Genomic DNA, 13,954 nt, shown 5'->3' with positions numbered 1-13,954 from the left:
CCCGCTCAACGGGCCATCAGACCCCGGCAGACGGACGGCAGCCTCACAGCAGGTGCTGGATCTCCTGCGTCGCGAACCACGCCAGGTCCTCGTCGGGATCGGGTGCGTCGCCCGCCCAGTCCTCGGTGTCGACGTGGGCGGCCGCGACGTTCTTCCACGGCACGTCGGCGGAGACGTCGACGAGTGTGACGTCGTCCCCCTCTCCGGTCGCGGGTACGACGCACGCCTCCGGCACGTCCGCGGCGACCACGTAGCGGCGCGGGCGCTCGTCGACGGAGCGGAGCGCGGCGGAGTCGGCCGCGGCGGCCATCAACGCGGCGTACTCCCAGCCCTCGTCGTCGCCGTCGCTCCACTCCGCCCGCAGCGCGGACGTCACGGCGTGGGCGCGCAGCGGACCGTCCAGCCGGCCCTGCTCGGCCAGCCGCGCGAGCCCGGGGGCCGTGGTGGGGACGTAGACCCGCACGCTCATGTCGTCGCCTTCTTCGTCTTCTTCGTGGTCTTCCTGCTCGGGCTGCTCGCACCGCGGGCGTTCCCCCGGCCCCGCGGGGCGCGCGGGCGGCTCTCACTGGCGCTGTCGACGAGCTCGTCGAGGGCCTCCGCGACGCACTGACCCAGCACATCGACGTCGGGCAGGGCGTCCCTGTCGGCGGTGATGCCGTAGTAGACGCACCCGTCGTACGACGTGACGCCGATCGCCAGGGCATGTCCGGGCAGCAGCGGGTGCACGGGGTAGGTCTCGAGCATCTGCGCCCCGGCCGCATAGAGCGGGAACTGCGGGCCGGGCACGTTGGTGATGGCGAGGTCGAAGGCGCGACGCTCAGTGGCCGCCACCCGTGAGCCGAGCGCGTGGAACGTCGTGGGTGCGAAGCCGGCGATGCCCGCGAGGCGCTGCGCGCCCACCGCTCGCCCGGTCTCGCCGTGCGCCTTGAAGGAGTAGGAGACCTGGTGCAGCCGCACGACCGGGCTCGGCTCGCCGATCGGGAGGTCCACCAGGTGACCGGCGATCTGGGTCCCCAGCGACGTCGCCTCGAGCTCGTCGTCGATGACCGACATCGGCACCATCGCGCGCAGCTGCCGAGGATGGCGCAGCGTGTCGTCACGGGTCATCAGCCACGCCCGCAGGCCGCCGGTCACGGTGGCGAGGATGACGTCGTTGACCGTGCCGCCGTGCGTCCGGCGCACCTTGCGGTAGTCCTCGAGGCGGGTCCGCACCGTGACGATGCGCCGCTGCTGGGACAGCTCGGCGTGGATCGGCGAGTCGTGGACGGGGCGACGGTTGGTGAGCGCTCCTGCCACGGCCCCGACTCCGTGCACGACGGATCCGACCGCGCGCAGCGCCGCGCCGGTGTTGCCGATGACGGTGCTGGCGACCAATGAGGGGTCGGCCACGGACTCGCGCAGCGCGGCCACGACGAGGTTGGCCGGGCTCGGGCGCCCCTGCGGCGCCCAGCCGTCGTGCTCCACGACGGGGACGTCGGGGCTGACGTCGAGCATCACCTGGCCCAGGTCCACGGTCTCGACGCCGTCGACCAGCAGCTGGTGGGACTTGGCCAGCACCGCTACGCGGCCGTGCTCGAGCCCCTCGATGAAGTAGACCTCCCAGAGCGGTCGGTTGCGGTCCAGCGGTCGCGAGACGATGCGGGCGGCCAGCTCGAGCAGCTGGTCCATGGTCCCCGGGCGCGGCAGCGCGGAGCGCCGCACGTGGTAGCCGAGGTCGAAGGACGGGTCGTCCACCCAGGTGGGGTTCGCGAGCCGACCGGGGACCGGCTGGATCCGCTGGCGGTAGCGGGGGACGAACGCGATCCGGTCACGGAGCAGGTCCACCGCTTGGCCGTAGTCGAAGCCCGAGCGCCCCGGCTGGAAGATCTCGAGGGTCGCGTTGTGCAGGGGCGCGGTCGGCGACTCACCGGCGAGGAACGCCAAGTCGCGTGGCCGGAGTCGCTCGGTCATCGGCTGCCTTTCGTCGCGTCGGGACCCGCCGTCGGCTGCTCCACGCCCGGTGGGGCGTGCGGCCGCTTCGTCCGGCGATGCATGGACATGGCATTCTGGCAGAGCCGTGAGCGAAGCGGCGCCCCGGACGTGATCGTGAACACACGAAGGAGACTGTGGTGGCTCGTGTTGGAAAGGTGTCGGCCGCGGCCGTCGCCGCCCTGTTGGTGCTGGTGACCGGCGGGTGTGGGGACGACTCGGAGGAGGCCGACGAGCCCACGACGAGCTCGTCCAGCCCGTCCGCCCCCTCCTCGGAGTCTGCGCCCTCGACCGGCTCCCCCTCGGCCGACGCACCGGAGGGCACCGTCATCGAGGTCACGATCGCCGACGGCGAGGTCTCCCCCAGCGGCGACCGCGTCGAGGCGGCCCTGGGCGAGCCGGTGGTCTTCGCGATCAGCTCCGACGTGGCCGGCGAGATGCACGTGCACTCGACGCCCGAGCAGGAGATCGCCTTCGAGGCCGGGACGTCCGAGCACGAGATCACCGTCGACACGCCCGGCGTGGTCGAGGTGGAGCTGCACGATCCCGCGCTGACCGTGGTGCAGCTCGAAGTCAGCTGACGTGAACAGCCTCTGGTCGACCAGCCTCTCCTCGGGCAACATCTCGGCGCACGGGATCGGCGGCGCCAAGGACCTCCCGATCTCGCCCGAGCTGGCGATCGTCGGGGCCGTCGCCGCCCTGGTGGTCTCGTTCACGGTGCTCGCGGTGGCGTGGCGCACCCCCCGCTACACCGGTGAGAGCGGGGGCCGACCGGCTCCCGCCTGGCTCGAGGACCTCGTGGCGTCGCGATGGTTCGCCGCCGCCCTGCAGGTCTTCGGGCTGGCCTTCTTCCTCTACGCCGCCACGGCCGCGATCTTCGGCCAGGACCTCGCCACCAACCCCTTCCTGGGCATCTTCTACGTCTTCGTCTGGGTCGGCCTGGTCCCGCTGTCGCTGCTGTTCGGCCCGTTCTGGAAGGCGATCAGCCCGGTCCGCACGATCAACGCCCTGATCGCCCGGGTCAGCGGCAGCGACCCCGACCGGGGGATCTTCACCTACCCCGAGCGCCTGGGCTACTGGCCGGCGGCGTTCGGCCTGTTCGCGTTCGTCTGGCTGGAGCTGGTCTACCCCTACTCCGCCGAGGTGGGCCCGACCCGGCTGTGGTGCGCGCTCTACGTCGCGGTGATGCTGATCGGCGGGTCGCTGTTCGGCAACCGCTTCTATGAGAGCGCCGACCCGTTCGAGGTCTACTCCACGCTCGTCGGCAAGCTGTCGGTCTTCGGCTGGCGCCCCGTGGGCGAGGACCGCGAGCTGGTCCTGCGCAGCCCGCTGGCCAACCTGGACACCGTCGAGGTCCGCCCCGGGCTGGTCGCCGTCGTCGGGGTGCTCTTCGGCAGCACCGCCTACGACTCCTTCAGCGAGTCCCCGCGCTGGGTGAGCTACACCCAGGGCACCGACGCCTCCACCGAGCTGCTCAACAACCTGGCCCTGATCGGGTTCTGCGTCGGGGTGAGCCTGATCCTGGTGATCGCCAGCATGGCCACCGGCGTCGGTCCCGACGTACGACGCGGCGCGCTGCCCGACCTGCTCGCGCACGCGATCGTGCCGATCATCGTCGGCTACATCATCGCCCACTACCTGAGCATGCTGGTGGGCTACGGGCAGCAGACGCTGATCCAGATGAGCGACCCGTTCAGCAACGGCAGCAACCTGCTGGGGACCGCAGACCTCACCCCCAACACCTGGCTGACCTATCACCCGACGTTCCTGGCGAACACCAAGGTGGTCGCCATCGTCATCGGCCACGTGCTCGGTGTCATCGCGAGCCACGACCGCGCCGTGAAGCTGCTGCCCAAGCAGCACCAGCTGATCGGTCAGCTGCCGATGCTGGTGGCGATGGTGGGCTTCACCGCGGGCGGGCTGTACCTGCTGTTCGCCGCTTGAGCACCGCCGGTCGCGCCCCCGGCTGACGTCGCCGGGGGTGGGCACCGACGGTGTGCGGCGCCAGCGCATCGGTGAGCGCCACCAGGCCCTTGGTGAGTGCGGAGTCGCCGGACTCGACCACGCTGCGCCCCGCGACCAGCGCGCGGTCGGCGGCCGCCCGGTCGTCGGGCAGGACGTGCAGGCCGCGCAGGCGGGTGAACCCCTCCACCATCGCGGCGATCTCGCGCTCGGCCCAACCGAGCGTGGGCCGCATCCGGTTGACCACCACCCGCACCGGGGCTCCTGCCGTGATCTCGCGCAGCTCCACCAGGCCGCGGGCCAGCCGGGACAGTCCCACCGGGTCCGCGTTGCCGACCACCACGAGCTCGTCAGCGGCCTGGACGGCGGCCAGCGTCATCTGGTTGCGGGCCGGCCGGCTGCCCAGGTCCGCCGAGGCGTCGTCCTCGAGGCTCGACCCGGTGTCGACCACGACGTGTCCCACCGCGCGCCCCAGCTCCAGGAGGTGCTCGACGGTGCCCGAGCGCACCTCGACCCAGCGGTCGGGGCGCGGCAGACCGGTGATCACGCGCAGGTGCGGGCCGAGGGCACGCTGCACCGTGCCGAACCGGTCGGCGAGCTCGCCGCTGCCGGCCAGCCGCGCGGCGGCGAGGAGGCCGGACACCTCGTCGAGGATGCCGAGCTGCTGGGCCACCGACGCGCCCAGCGGGTCGGCATCGACCAGCGTCGTGGGCACCGAGCGCCGGGCCAGCTCCGCGGCGACGGACGTCGCCAGCAGGCTCCGTCCGGGCGCCCCCTGCGGGCCCCACACGACGATGACCCGTCCCTCGGTGGGCGGCTCGGGCGGCTCGTCGCTCTCGGCTCCGGCCGGACGCTCGACGGTGGGCGGCAGCTCGATGCTGGGTCCACCGCTGGGTCCACCGCTGGGCCCACCGCTGGGCCCACTGCTGGGCCCGGGCCCCCAGCCGAGGTCCGCTCCCAGGGCGGAGACGGTGTCGGCCAGTTGATCGAGCGACGTGGCGGGCACCAGCATGTGGATCCCGATCCGGCCCGCTCGCAGCCTGGCCGTGTCCGGCTCGAGCGTGGCGGGCACGACGCCGACGGCTCGCACCCGGTGGCGGCGCAGGTGGTCCACCGCCGCGACGTCGAGGCCGGGCGCATCGAGTGCCACGACCGCGACGTCGGCTTGTCCCGCGGCCGCCGACGCCAGCAGATCGTCGACGTCGACGCAGCGCTTGAGCACGACGACGCCGGGGCGCTCCTGCAGCACGCCGAGCGCGGCGGACTCCCAGGTCGCCCCCGAGGCGACCACCAGCACGCAGATCACGGCTCAGCCCTGCCGCGTCACGGTGACGGTCCCGGCCGCCGCGGCGCCCAGCGCGACGGCGAGCTCCTCGGACTGCTCAGGTGGCACCGCCACGACCAGCTGACGATCGCCGGTGGCACCGAAGTCGTCGGACGCGCGCGGTGCCTCGATCACCACGACCTCCTCCAGGACGAGCTGGGCGTCCTGGCCCGCACCCTTCGTGTCCACCGACCCGGGCGGAGGGGTCACCCAGACGTTGACCACGGAGCCCGCCCGCACCGAGGGCGGCACCAGCGCCACCGCGAGCGGCACCTCCACCGAGCCGCTGTCCTCCTGCGAGCCCAGGGCCGAGACCGGCAGCAGCTCGCCCGCCCCCACGCTGCGGGTCAGCTGGGTCGCCTCGGGGAGCGGCTGGTCGGCCGCGAGATAGCGCGCGGCGTCCTCGTCGGAGTCGAAGTGCACCCGACGCTGGACCAGGTCGGCGGCGAGCACCGTGTCCCCGGCTCCCATCTCTTCAGCGGCCGCCCACACGGCGATCGTCGCGTCGGCGCCGCCCACCACGCGCGCTCCCACCACCACCGAGACCGCCACGATGGCGACCCCGATCCACATCCGCGGGTCCCGCCAGCCCGGGGCGGTGGCGCGGGTCGCCGCGGGCGCGTCGTAGGTCTCGGCGTTCTGACTCACGCGCTCATCATGGCGTCACCGGGCCCCGGCGGTCATCTGGTTGTCCACAGGACGCGCACCACCCGCACTGCCCCCGCCCGGCGGGATGGCAGAGTTGTCCCATGGCCGCAACCCCCCGTTTCCTCACGCTCGCCGACGTGGCCGAGATCCTCAACACCTCCAGCGCCCAGGTCTACGCCCTCGTGCGCCGCGGCGACCTGCCCGCGATCAAGATCGGCGGACGGGGCCAGTGGCGCGTCGAGTCCGCGGTGCTCGAGCAGTACATCGAGCGGATGTACGCCGAGACCCGCGACTTCGTCGACCAGCACCCGTTCGTGGAGGCCGAGACCCGCCCGGAGGGTTGAGGAGCGAGCGTCTCGAAACCTAGCCGATCTCCGACCCCAGCTTGATGTCGACGGTCTCCTCGTCCCCACCGCGCTCGATGGTGAACGCGACCGTCTCACCGGGCTGGTGGGTGCGGATCGCGACGATCAGCGAGATCCCGTCGGTGACGCGATCGCCGTCGACCTCGGTGACCAGGTCGCCCTCGCGCAGGCCGCCCTTGTCGGCGGGCGTCCCCTCGTTGACCTTCTTGATCTCGGCGCCGGTGCCCTCGGAGCCGCCGATGCGCACCTCGGCCCCGATCACCGGATAGCGGGCCTCGCCGGTCTTGAGGATCTGGTCCGCGGTGATGCGCACCTGCTCGATCGGGATCGCGAAGCCCACGCCGATGTTGCCGGACTCGCCGCCGAAGCCGCCGCCGGTGGTGGCGATCGCGGAGTTCACCCCTACGACCTGGCCGCGCAGGTTGACCAGCGGGCCGCCGGAGTTGCCGGGGTTGATCGCGGCATCGGTCTGCACGGCGTTGATGTACGACGACTCGTTCTCGCTGTCGCCGGTGGTCACCGGGCGGTTCAGGGCGCTGACGATCCCCGACGTGACGGTGGAGCTCAGGCCCAGCGGGGAGCCGATCGCGACCACGCTCTCCCCGACGAGCAGCGTCTCCGAGGCGCCGAGGGCGGCCGGGACGAGACCGTCGGGCTCCTCGGTCAGGAGGACCGCGAGGTCGTAGACGGGGCTGCGACCGACCACCGTGGCGTCGTACCGCTTGCCGTTGTGGTCGATCAGCTCGATCTTGCCGTCGTCCTGGGCCGCGTCGGCGACGACGTGGTTGTTGGTGACGATGTGGCCCTGCTGGTCGAGCACGAAGCCGGAGCCGGTCGCGCCCGCGTCCTCCCCGCCGTACTCCGCGAGGATCTGGACGGTGCTGGGCAGCAGCTCCTGGGCCACCGCGGCGACCGAGCCGTTCTCGGCCTCCAGCGGCGGATCGGTGCGCGTGTCGACGCTGTCGAGCCCGCCGCTGACGAGACCGGTCCCGTCGCCGTCGGAGTCCTGCACCAGGGCGCCACCGAGGGCACCGCCCGCCAGCCCCACGACGAGGGCGAGGGCGGCGACGGCCGGCCAGAGCCAGCCGGGCACGCGGCCCTTCTGGGCCGGAGGACCCATCGGCCGTGGCGCCATGGAGTACTGGTTGCCGGGCGGCTGCGGGGGCATCGGGTAGGGGCGCTGGCCACCCATCGACTGCCCGCCCATCGACTGCCCGCCCATCGACTGGCCGCCCATGGGCTGGCCCCCGAAGGACTGGCCGTAGGGCGGCGGGCCACCGAACGAGCCGCCGTAGGAGGGCGGGCCCTGCTGCGACTGCTGGAAGGCCGGCTGCTGGGCCGGCTGCTGGGGAAGGGGCGCGGTCCCCCACGGCTGTTGGACCCGGGGCGCGCCGACGCTCGGGGGGGCCCACTGACCCTGGAGCGGGAGAGTCTGCTCGACGTCGGGGTGCTCGCCGCCCGACTTCACGTCACCCGCGTCCACGCCTGTGTCCACGTCACCTGCGTCCAGGGCACGGCCGTCCTCTGGAGAGGCGCCGTCCGCGGAGGCGTCGTCGGGCTGCTGGCGGGGCTCGTCCTGCGGGTTCACGGGGTCCATCTCACTCCATCATCTGCTGGCGGACCAGCGCGGGACCGGTGCGTGACACGCGCGGCGTGGTCGTGGTGCTCGCCAACGGTCGGGCGGTGGGCGTCGTGGGGGTGGGCGCGACCTGACGTCCCGGGGCGATCTCGGCGGGGGGCGTGCGGCGCTCCAGGCCGGTGGAGCCACCGGAGACCGCACCCAGCGCCAGCACGCCCACCATGGCGGCGCCCAGCGCCCCCGTGCCGAGGACGGCGAGCCCGGCACGGTGGCGCGGCCGGTCGGCCCAGGCCAGGTGGCCCCCGACCGGCATCGGGGGCTGGGAAGCGGCGGCGCGCAGCGCCGAGGCCCGCAGCGCGGAGGCGTCCAGCAGGGAGCCCTTGAGCCGATCGGGGCAGGGGTCGGCGTGCGAGAGGTCGAGGCCGGCGAGCCGGGTCTTCACCCAGCCCTCGCGCTCCACGAGGTCGCGGCAGGGGTGGCAGCGGTGGACGTGCGCCCAGGCGCGCTCCTCCTCCTCCGGCGGCAGCTGCCCGTCGAGCAGGGCGCTGACCCGGTCGCCCAGGTGACCGAGGTGTCCGAGGTGTCCGAGGTGTCCGAGGTGCTGCATCATCGGCTCATCCCTCCCGCACGGTCGGTGTCGGGAAGCATCGGACCGGCGTAGCGGATGCGGCCCTCGGCGGGCGCCCGGTGGGCGAGCGCCGTACGCAGCATGGCCCGGCCACGGTGGATGCGCGAACGCACGGTGCCGAGCTTGGCGCCCATGATGTCGGCGATCTCCTCATAGCTCAGCCCCTCGACGTCACAGAGCACGACGGCGGCGCGGAAGTCCGGTGGGAGCGTGGCGAGCGCCTGCTCGATGTCGTCGTCGAAGGTGCGGTCGGCGACAGCGATGTCGGGCTCCGGGGCGCTGCTGGCCAGTCGGCCGGCGCGCTCGTCGGAGAGGGCGTCGAAGCGGATCCGCTGCTTGCGGCGGGCCTGGTCGAGGAAGAGGTTGGTGGTGATCCGGTGCAGCCAGCCCTCGAAGGTGCCCGGCGAGTACGTCGACAGCGAGCGGAAGACGCGCACGAAGACCTCCTGGGTGAGGTCCTCCGCGTCGGGGCGGTTGCCGGTCAGGCGGTAGGCGAGCCGGTAGACCCGGCTCGAGTGCTGCTCAACGATCTCGTCCCAGCTCAGTCCGGACTGGTTGCCCGTCTGGTCGCTGGTGTCGGCGGCGTCCACCGTGTCCTCCTGTTGGTTCCTGCGTTGACCCTTGGGCGTGCTCTTCGTGAACAAGCCTGTGCCTCCTCACCGTAGGAACCGCGACTGAGAGGTTCCTGTGAACGGACCACGGGTTCCACCAGTTCTTCCGTCTCGTCAACGATCCGACCGGCCGTTTTAGTTCCGGCCGCCGGGTGCCCGGGTCGCGATAGAGTCGCCCGAGTCGGTCGTCTGCCCGGCTCACGCAGGCATTCGCGCCCCAGGAGGTCATCATCACCACCCCGATCAAGCCCTCGAGTTGGTCCTACTCCGAGGCGTTCGTCGCTGAGGACGACGTCCTGGCCGGCGCCCGCAGCCGCGCCGACGAGGTGGGCGTGGTCCCGATCAGCCCCGGTGCCGGCGCCGCGCTGCGCTTCCTGGCGGCTCTCCTGGAGGCCCGGGCGGTCGTCGAGATCGGCACCGGCACCGGTGTCTCCGGCCTCTGGCTGCTGCGCGGCATGCGCCCGGACGGTGTGCTGACCACCGTCGACATCGAGGCCGAGCACCAGCGCCTCGCCAAGCAGAGCTTCGCCGACGCCGGCATCCCGGCCCAGCGGGCGCGCACGATCTCCGGCTCCGCCCTCGAGGTGCTCCCGCGCTTGACCGACGGTCACTACGACCTGGTGTTCTGCGACGGCGAGAAGCAGGAGTACGACGCCTACCTCGACGAGGCGCTGCGCCTGCTGCGTCCCGGCGGGATCGTGGTCTTCGACAACGCCCTGTGGCACGACCGCGTCGCCGACCCCTCCCAGCGCGACCCCGAGACCGTCGCCATCCGCTCGCTGGGCCACCGCATCGCCGAGCACGACGGTCTGCTGTCCGTCCTGCTCCCCGTCGGCGACGGCCTGCTGGCCGCGAAGAAGGTCTGGTCCCCCGAGTCCGGCGCCTGAGTCGGCGCTGACGCACACGCCGTACGACGCGAGTCGGCGCTAACGCACACGGTTCTGTGTGCACTTGTGCCGACTCAGCATCTCTTGAGCGTGCACTTGCGCCGACTCGGCCCCTTTTGGGTGCGCGTTTGCGCGGGGTCAGGCGCGGGGGGTGGGCTCGAAGCCCTCCCAGCCCTCGGCGACGGCGACGATGTCGCACTCCTCGATGAGGATGGGGGCACTGCCGATGATCTTGGAGCCCGGTGCGTCGGCGGCGCCGGGGGTGAAGCCGGCCTGGAACTCGGCGCGGGCCTCGTCGGTGGCGAAGACGTAGCAGCCCTCGAACCACTCGCCGCGGCGCATCCGCCAGGTCTTGAAGCGCAGTCCGCTCATGCCGGTGAACTTCGCGTGCGAGGTCTCCGCGACGTACGACGCGAGCTCGTCCTCGACTCCTGCGGGAGCGTCGGCGAGCGACCAGCGGACGGTGAGACCCTTCACGAGAGTCCTTCCAGGGGATCGGGCCGCCCGAGCCAGGCGAGCAGGGCGCGGGCGCCGAAGCCGGTCGGCCCCGCCGTCCACTCGTGCAGGTCGGCCGGCGCGTCGCCGACCGAGGCGACGTCGAGGTGGGCCCACGGCACGTCGCCGGTGAAGTGCTGCAGGAACAGGGCCGCGGTGATGGCGCCCGCTCCCCCGGCGGCGTTGTCGGCGTCGGCGATCTTGGAGGCGAGCTTCTCCTCGTAGTCGGCGACCAGCGGCATCCGCCACAGCGTCTCGCCGGAGACCTCGCCGGCCTCGCGGATCGACGCGGCCAGGGCCTCGTCGTTGGCGAAGAAGCCGCCGGTGCGCAGGCCCAGCGCGACCTTCATCGCGCCGGTCAGCGTGGCGATGTCGACCAGCGCCGCAGGCTTGAGCTCGGCGGCGGCGAAGGCCAGCGCGTCCGCCATCACCAGACGCCCCTCGGCGTCGGTGTTGGTGACCTCGCTGGTGCGGCCGCCGTAGTGGCGGATCACGTCGCCGGGGCGCAGGGCGTTGCCGCTGACGGCGTTCTCGGCGGCGGCGACCAGCCCGGTGACCCGGACCGGGCAACGGACGTCGGCGAGCGCGGCCATCACCGAGATGACGACGGCGCCGCCGGTCATGTCGCGCTTCATGTTGACCATGCCCTCGCCGGGCTTGATCGACAGGCCGCCGGTGTCGAACGTGATGCCCTTGCCGACCAGCACGATCCGCGGCGTACGACGATCGGCGCCGGGCGGCGTGTAGTCCAGACGGATCAGCCGGGGCGGCGTGGCGGAGGCCTGGCCGACCGCGACGATGCCGCCGAAGCCCTCCGCGGCCAGCTCGACCTCGTCGAGCACGGTGATCTCGAGGCCGGCCTCGTCCGCGGCGAGGCGGGCCTGGTCGGCGAGCCAGGCGGGGTTCTTCAGGTTCGACGGCACGGTCGCCAGGACCCGGGCGCGCCACGAGGCGCCCCCGACAGCGAGGGCACGGTCGAGCTCGAGGGACCGCTCGTCACCGTCGGCGTCGGGCAGTCCGGCCAGCACGATCCGGCCGACCGGGTGGTGCTCCGGCCCCTCGGAGCGCCAGTGGAAGACGAACGAGCCCAGCATCGCGCCCACGACGAACGCCTCGAGCCCACCGGCCGGCGCGATCGCCGGGAGCGTCGTGGCCAGGCTGGAGCGGTCCTTGGTCGCGCGGGCCAGCGCGGCGCCCGCGCGGCGGAAGTCGACCAGCTCCTGCTCCCCCACCCCCACCAGCAGCACGGTGGTGAGCTGCTCGTTGTCGAGAGTGCCGCGCGTCAGCACCGGGAACGACGTGATCTCCCCCGTGCGGCCGGTGGCCTCCTGCTGCTCCAGGAGCTCGAGCAGGTCGACGCCCAGCGCCTCGGAGAGCTCGTCGGCACCGGGGCCGAGGAGCACGGCGCCGGTGGAGTCGTCCCCGGAGTCGACACCCGCCGGCACGACCGGAAGCGCCACCACCTCCACACCGAGGATGGCGTGGGCGGCGGCGGCGCTGAGCGCGAACTCCGGCGGCGAGACCTGGCTGGGGAGGGAGGGAGAGGCAGTCACGAGGTCAGCCGACGACGTCCTTGAGGGCGTTGCCGAGCGCGCCGGCCTCCTCGGCGTTGAGCTCCACCACCAGGCGGCCACCACCCTCGAGAGGCACGCGCATCACGATCCCGCGGCCCTCCTTGGTGACCTCCAGCGGACCGTCACCCGTCCTGGGCTTCATTGCCGCCATCCGTGCACCTCTTCTGTGAGTACGTGTTGTGAGTACGTGCGCACCGGCGAATCGGGCCTTGGAGGACCCAGGGGCGCCGCGCGCGCAGACCATTATCCCCCATCGACGAGGTGACGCCGACCACAGGTCGGGCAACGGTCTCTGCACCGGCGTGGCACGGGGTTGGTACGGAGACGGTACGCCGCTCCCACGGGCGTCCCACGGCGATAGGGTCGCGCCATGTCCGACACCCAGTCTGCCGAGTCCGCACCCGTCCTCCTCGACGTCTCCGAGGGCGTCGCGACGATCACGCTCAACCGAGCCTCCGCGATGAACAGTCTCGACGTCGCCACCAAGGTCGCGCTGCGCGAGGTCGTCACCCAGGTCGCCACCGACCCGGCCGTGCGCTGCGTGGTCCTGACCGGCACCGGGCGCGCCTTCTGCGTCGGCCAGGACCTCAAGGAGCACATCGAGATCCTGCACAGCGACTCCAGCGAGCAGCTTTTCCGCACGGTGGACGAGCACTACAACCCGATCGTCACCGCGCTGGCGACGATGGACAAGCCGGTCCTCGCAGCCGTGAACGGCGTGGCCGCCGGCGCCGGCGCGAGCCTGGCGATGGCCTGCGACATCCGCGTCGTGGCGGACAGCGCGGGCTTCAACCTGGCGTTCGCGGGCGTCGCGCTCTCCTGCGACACCGGCGCCAGCTGGACCCTGCAGCGCCTGGTCGGCCCGGCCAAGGCGCTCGACCTGCTCTACTTCCCGCGCACGGTGCCCGCCGACGAGGCTCTGGAGATCGGCCTCGCCAGCCGCGTCGTACCGGCCGCGGAGCTGGAGCGAGTCGTCCGCGAGCTGGCCGTCCGGCTCGCATCCGGCCCGACGGTCGCGCTGGCCTCGATCCGTCAGTCGGTGGCGTACGCCGCTGGCCACGGCTTCGAGGACTCGCTGGCCTTCGAGAGCCGGATGATGCAGCGCACGGGCGCCACCGCGGACCACGAGGCGGCCGTGACGGCGTTCATCGCCAAGCAGAAGCCGGACTTCACAGGGCGCTGAGCCCCGCCTCCGCACAGGCGGCGGCGCGCAGCCGATCCGGGTCGACGCCGAGCCTGGCGAGCGCCCGGACGGCCGTGCCCCGCTCGAGCGTGCACACCGCCACGACGACATGCGCGCCGGTCAGCACCGACGGCCTCGTCGACTTCGACAGGGCCACGGCTTCGTGGAAGACCCGCTGGCCCTGCGGAGTCGACCGCATCGCGCCGGTGGCCGGGCTCTGGAAGGCCGGCTCGGTCTCCACATCGACGTCGATCCCGACCGCGGCCAGCGCGCTGCGGTGCACCTCCACGACGGCCTCGCGCAGCTGGTGCGGCGTCACGCCGACCTGCTCGAGGGCGCGCGTGGCGCTGCCGTCGGGGAGCGCCGTCGCTGCCAGCAGCAGGTGCTCGGGCCCAGGGAGCTCCTCGCCCCCGCTCCGAGCCTCGGCCTCCGCCGTGGTCAACAGCTGCTTGATCGTGCGCATGTCCCGCACGGCGTTCATGAGTCCCATCTGCAGATCCTCCGGATCACGTGCCGCGCCGCGCGCGGACCTCGGGTGCGAACCTCTTGTGGGCCGCCTGGGGACTGACGCCGAGCGCCTCCCCCACCTGGGCCCAGGTCCAGCCCTGGGCGATCGCCTCGACCACCGCAGCAGACTCCAGCTGACCCGCCAGTCGACGCAGAGCCACCACCGCGGCCAGCGCGGCCTCGGGGTCCTCGGGCTTCGGGAGGGATGCCGGATCCATGGCCA

The 13,954-nt window shown here is 72.8% G+C and carries 17 protein-coding genes; 5 read left to right on the top strand and 12 right to left on the bottom strand.

What is annotated here, in order from left to right:
• Window positions 1–43: 43 nt before the first annotated feature.
• Window positions 44–469 (bottom strand): DUF6912 family protein, encoded by a 426-nt coding sequence (locus ACYU7L_RS11140; protein WP_460796293.1) that lies wholly within the window; start codon window positions 467–469, stop codon window positions 44–46.
• Window positions 466–1,950, bottom strand: a complete 1,485-nt coding sequence (locus ACYU7L_RS11135) for a WS/DGAT/MGAT family O-acyltransferase (protein WP_460796291.1) — start codon at window positions 1,948–1,950, stop codon at window positions 466–468. The genes ACYU7L_RS11140 and ACYU7L_RS11135 overlap by 4 nt, the downstream gene beginning before the upstream one ends.
• Window positions 1,951–2,108: 158 nt before the next feature.
• Here ACYU7L_RS11135 and ACYU7L_RS11130 point away from each other — a divergent pair, with 158 nt between their 5' ends.
• Window positions 2,109–2,549, top strand: a complete 441-nt coding sequence (locus ACYU7L_RS11130) for a hypothetical protein (RefSeq protein ID WP_460796289.1) — start codon at window positions 2,109–2,111, stop codon at window positions 2,547–2,549.
• A gap of 1 nt (window position 2,550) precedes the next feature.
• Window positions 2,551–3,912, top strand: coding sequence for a hypothetical protein (locus tag ACYU7L_RS11125; RefSeq protein ID WP_460796287.1), 1,362 nt, complete (start codon window positions 2,551–2,553; stop codon window positions 3,910–3,912).
• On the opposite strand, the gene ACYU7L_RS11120 is transcribed toward ACYU7L_RS11125, so the two are convergent.
• A complete protein-coding gene (locus tag ACYU7L_RS11120) occupies window positions 3,875–5,236 on the bottom strand; it encodes an AAA family ATPase (RefSeq protein WP_460796285.1) in 1,362 nt (453 codons plus the stop codon). The two genes, ACYU7L_RS11125 and ACYU7L_RS11120, sit on opposite strands and share 38 nt — an antisense overlap.
• A gap of 3 nt (window positions 5,237–5,239) precedes the next feature.
• Complete coding sequence (locus ACYU7L_RS11115) at window positions 5,240–5,902, bottom strand: hypothetical protein (RefSeq protein ID WP_460796282.1); 663 nt, start codon at window positions 5,900–5,902, stop codon at window positions 5,240–5,242.
• 101 nt (window positions 5,903–6,003) lie between these two features.
• Here ACYU7L_RS11115 and ACYU7L_RS11110 point away from each other — a divergent pair, with 101 nt between their 5' ends.
• Window positions 6,004–6,246, top strand: coding sequence for a helix-turn-helix domain-containing protein (locus ACYU7L_RS11110; RefSeq protein ID WP_460796279.1), 243 nt, complete (start codon window positions 6,004–6,006; stop codon window positions 6,244–6,246).
• Between the two features lie 19 nt (window positions 6,247–6,265).
• Here ACYU7L_RS11110 and ACYU7L_RS11105 read toward each other — a convergent pair whose 3' ends face one another.
• Genes ACYU7L_RS11105 through sigE form a run of 3 tightly spaced genes read right to left on the bottom strand, consistent with a single transcriptional unit; the run spans window position 6,266 to window position 9,064 of the window.
• Window positions 6,266–7,864, bottom strand: coding sequence for a S1C family serine protease (locus ACYU7L_RS11105; protein WP_460796275.1), 1,599 nt, complete (start codon window positions 7,862–7,864; stop codon window positions 6,266–6,268).
• 1 nt (window position 7,865) lies between these two features.
• Window positions 7,866–8,456: a zf-HC2 domain-containing protein gene (locus ACYU7L_RS11100; protein WP_460796273.1), complete on the bottom strand. Its 591-nt coding sequence runs from the start codon at window positions 8,454–8,456 to the stop codon at window positions 7,866–7,868.
• Entirely contained in the window at window positions 8,453–9,064 is a 612-nt protein-coding gene (gene sigE / locus ACYU7L_RS11095) for an RNA polymerase sigma factor SigE (RefSeq protein ID WP_460796270.1), read from the bottom strand. Before sigE ends, ACYU7L_RS11100 begins: the two co-directional genes overlap by 4 nt.
• A 353-nt stretch (window positions 9,065–9,417) precedes the next feature.
• On the opposite strand from sigE, the gene ACYU7L_RS11090 reads away from it, so the two are divergent.
• Complete coding sequence (locus tag ACYU7L_RS11090) at window positions 9,418–9,972, top strand: O-methyltransferase (protein WP_460796268.1); 555 nt, start codon at window positions 9,418–9,420, stop codon at window positions 9,970–9,972.
• A gap of 138 nt (window positions 9,973–10,110) precedes the next feature.
• On the opposite strand, the gene ACYU7L_RS11085 is transcribed toward ACYU7L_RS11090, so the two are convergent.
• Genes ACYU7L_RS11085 through ACYU7L_RS11075 form a run of 3 tightly spaced genes read right to left on the bottom strand, consistent with a single transcriptional unit; the run spans window position 10,111 to window position 12,192 of the window.
• Window positions 10,111–10,449, bottom strand: coding sequence for a hypothetical protein (locus ACYU7L_RS11085; protein ID WP_460796266.1), 339 nt, complete (start codon window positions 10,447–10,449; stop codon window positions 10,111–10,113).
• On the bottom strand, window positions 10,446–12,020 hold the full coding sequence (locus tag ACYU7L_RS11080; protein ID WP_460796263.1) for a leucyl aminopeptidase family protein: 1,575 nt from the start codon (window positions 12,018–12,020) through the stop codon (window positions 10,446–10,448). The genes ACYU7L_RS11085 and ACYU7L_RS11080 overlap by 4 nt, the downstream gene beginning before the upstream one ends.
• A gap of 4 nt (window positions 12,021–12,024) precedes the next feature.
• Window positions 12,025–12,192: a DUF3117 domain-containing protein gene (locus ACYU7L_RS11075; RefSeq protein WP_081795029.1), complete on the bottom strand. Its 168-nt coding sequence runs from the start codon at window positions 12,190–12,192 to the stop codon at window positions 12,025–12,027.
• A gap of 219 nt (window positions 12,193–12,411) precedes the next feature.
• Here ACYU7L_RS11075 and ACYU7L_RS11070 point away from each other — a divergent pair, with 219 nt between their 5' ends.
• Window positions 12,412–13,224, top strand: coding sequence for an enoyl-CoA hydratase/isomerase family protein (locus ACYU7L_RS11070; protein ID WP_460796259.1), 813 nt, complete (start codon window positions 12,412–12,414; stop codon window positions 13,222–13,224).
• Here the strand turns inward: ACYU7L_RS11070 and ACYU7L_RS11065 are convergent.
• Both ACYU7L_RS11065 and ACYU7L_RS11060 read right to left on the bottom strand, forming a co-directional pair.
• Window positions 13,211–13,714, bottom strand: a complete 504-nt coding sequence (locus tag ACYU7L_RS11065; protein WP_460796257.1) for a Clp protease N-terminal domain-containing protein — start codon at window positions 13,712–13,714, stop codon at window positions 13,211–13,213. The two genes, ACYU7L_RS11070 and ACYU7L_RS11065, sit on opposite strands and share 14 nt — an antisense overlap.
• A 16-nt stretch (window positions 13,715–13,730) precedes the next feature.
• Window positions 13,731–13,949 (bottom strand): helix-turn-helix domain-containing protein, encoded by a 219-nt coding sequence (locus ACYU7L_RS11060; RefSeq protein ID WP_460796254.1) that lies wholly within the window; start codon window positions 13,947–13,949, stop codon window positions 13,731–13,733.
• Window positions 13,950–13,954: the final 5 nt, after the last annotated feature.

This window comes from Nocardioides pacificus, assembly GCF_054775955.1.
This window is presented reverse-complemented; position numbering and strand designations above follow the sequence as displayed.

Bases quoted from the DNA above. Each gene is read 5' to 3' on its own strand.
- ACYU7L_RS11140 (WP_460796293.1), bottom strand. From the start codon at position 469: ATGAGCGTGCGGGTCTACGTCCCCACCACGGCCCCCGGGCTCGCGCGG.
- ACYU7L_RS11135 (WP_460796291.1), bottom strand. From the start codon at position 1,950: ATGACCGAGCGACTCCGGCCACGCGACTTGGCGTTCCTCGCCGGTGAG.
- ACYU7L_RS11110 (WP_460796279.1), top strand. From the start codon at position 6,004: ATGGCCGCAACCCCCCGTTTCCTCACGCTCGCCGACGTGGCCGAGATC.
- ACYU7L_RS11105 (WP_460796275.1), bottom strand. From the start codon at position 7,864: ATGGACCCCGTGAACCCGCAGGACGAGCCCCGCCAGCAGCCCGACGAC.
- ACYU7L_RS11100 (WP_460796273.1), bottom strand. From the start codon at position 8,456: ATGATGCAGCACCTCGGACACCTCGGACACCTCGGACACCTCGGTCAC.
- ACYU7L_RS11075 (WP_081795029.1), bottom strand. From the start codon at position 12,192: ATGGCGGCAATGAAGCCCAGGACGGGTGACGGTCCGCTGGAGGTCACC.
- ACYU7L_RS11070 (WP_460796259.1), top strand. From the start codon at position 12,412: ATGTCCGACACCCAGTCTGCCGAGTCCGCACCCGTCCTCCTCGACGTC.
- ACYU7L_RS11065 (WP_460796257.1), bottom strand. From the start codon at position 13,714: ATGGGACTCATGAACGCCGTGCGGGACATGCGCACGATCAAGCAGCTG.
- ACYU7L_RS11060 (WP_460796254.1), bottom strand. From the start codon at position 13,949: ATGGATCCGGCATCCCTCCCGAAGCCCGAGGACCCCGAGGCCGCGCTG.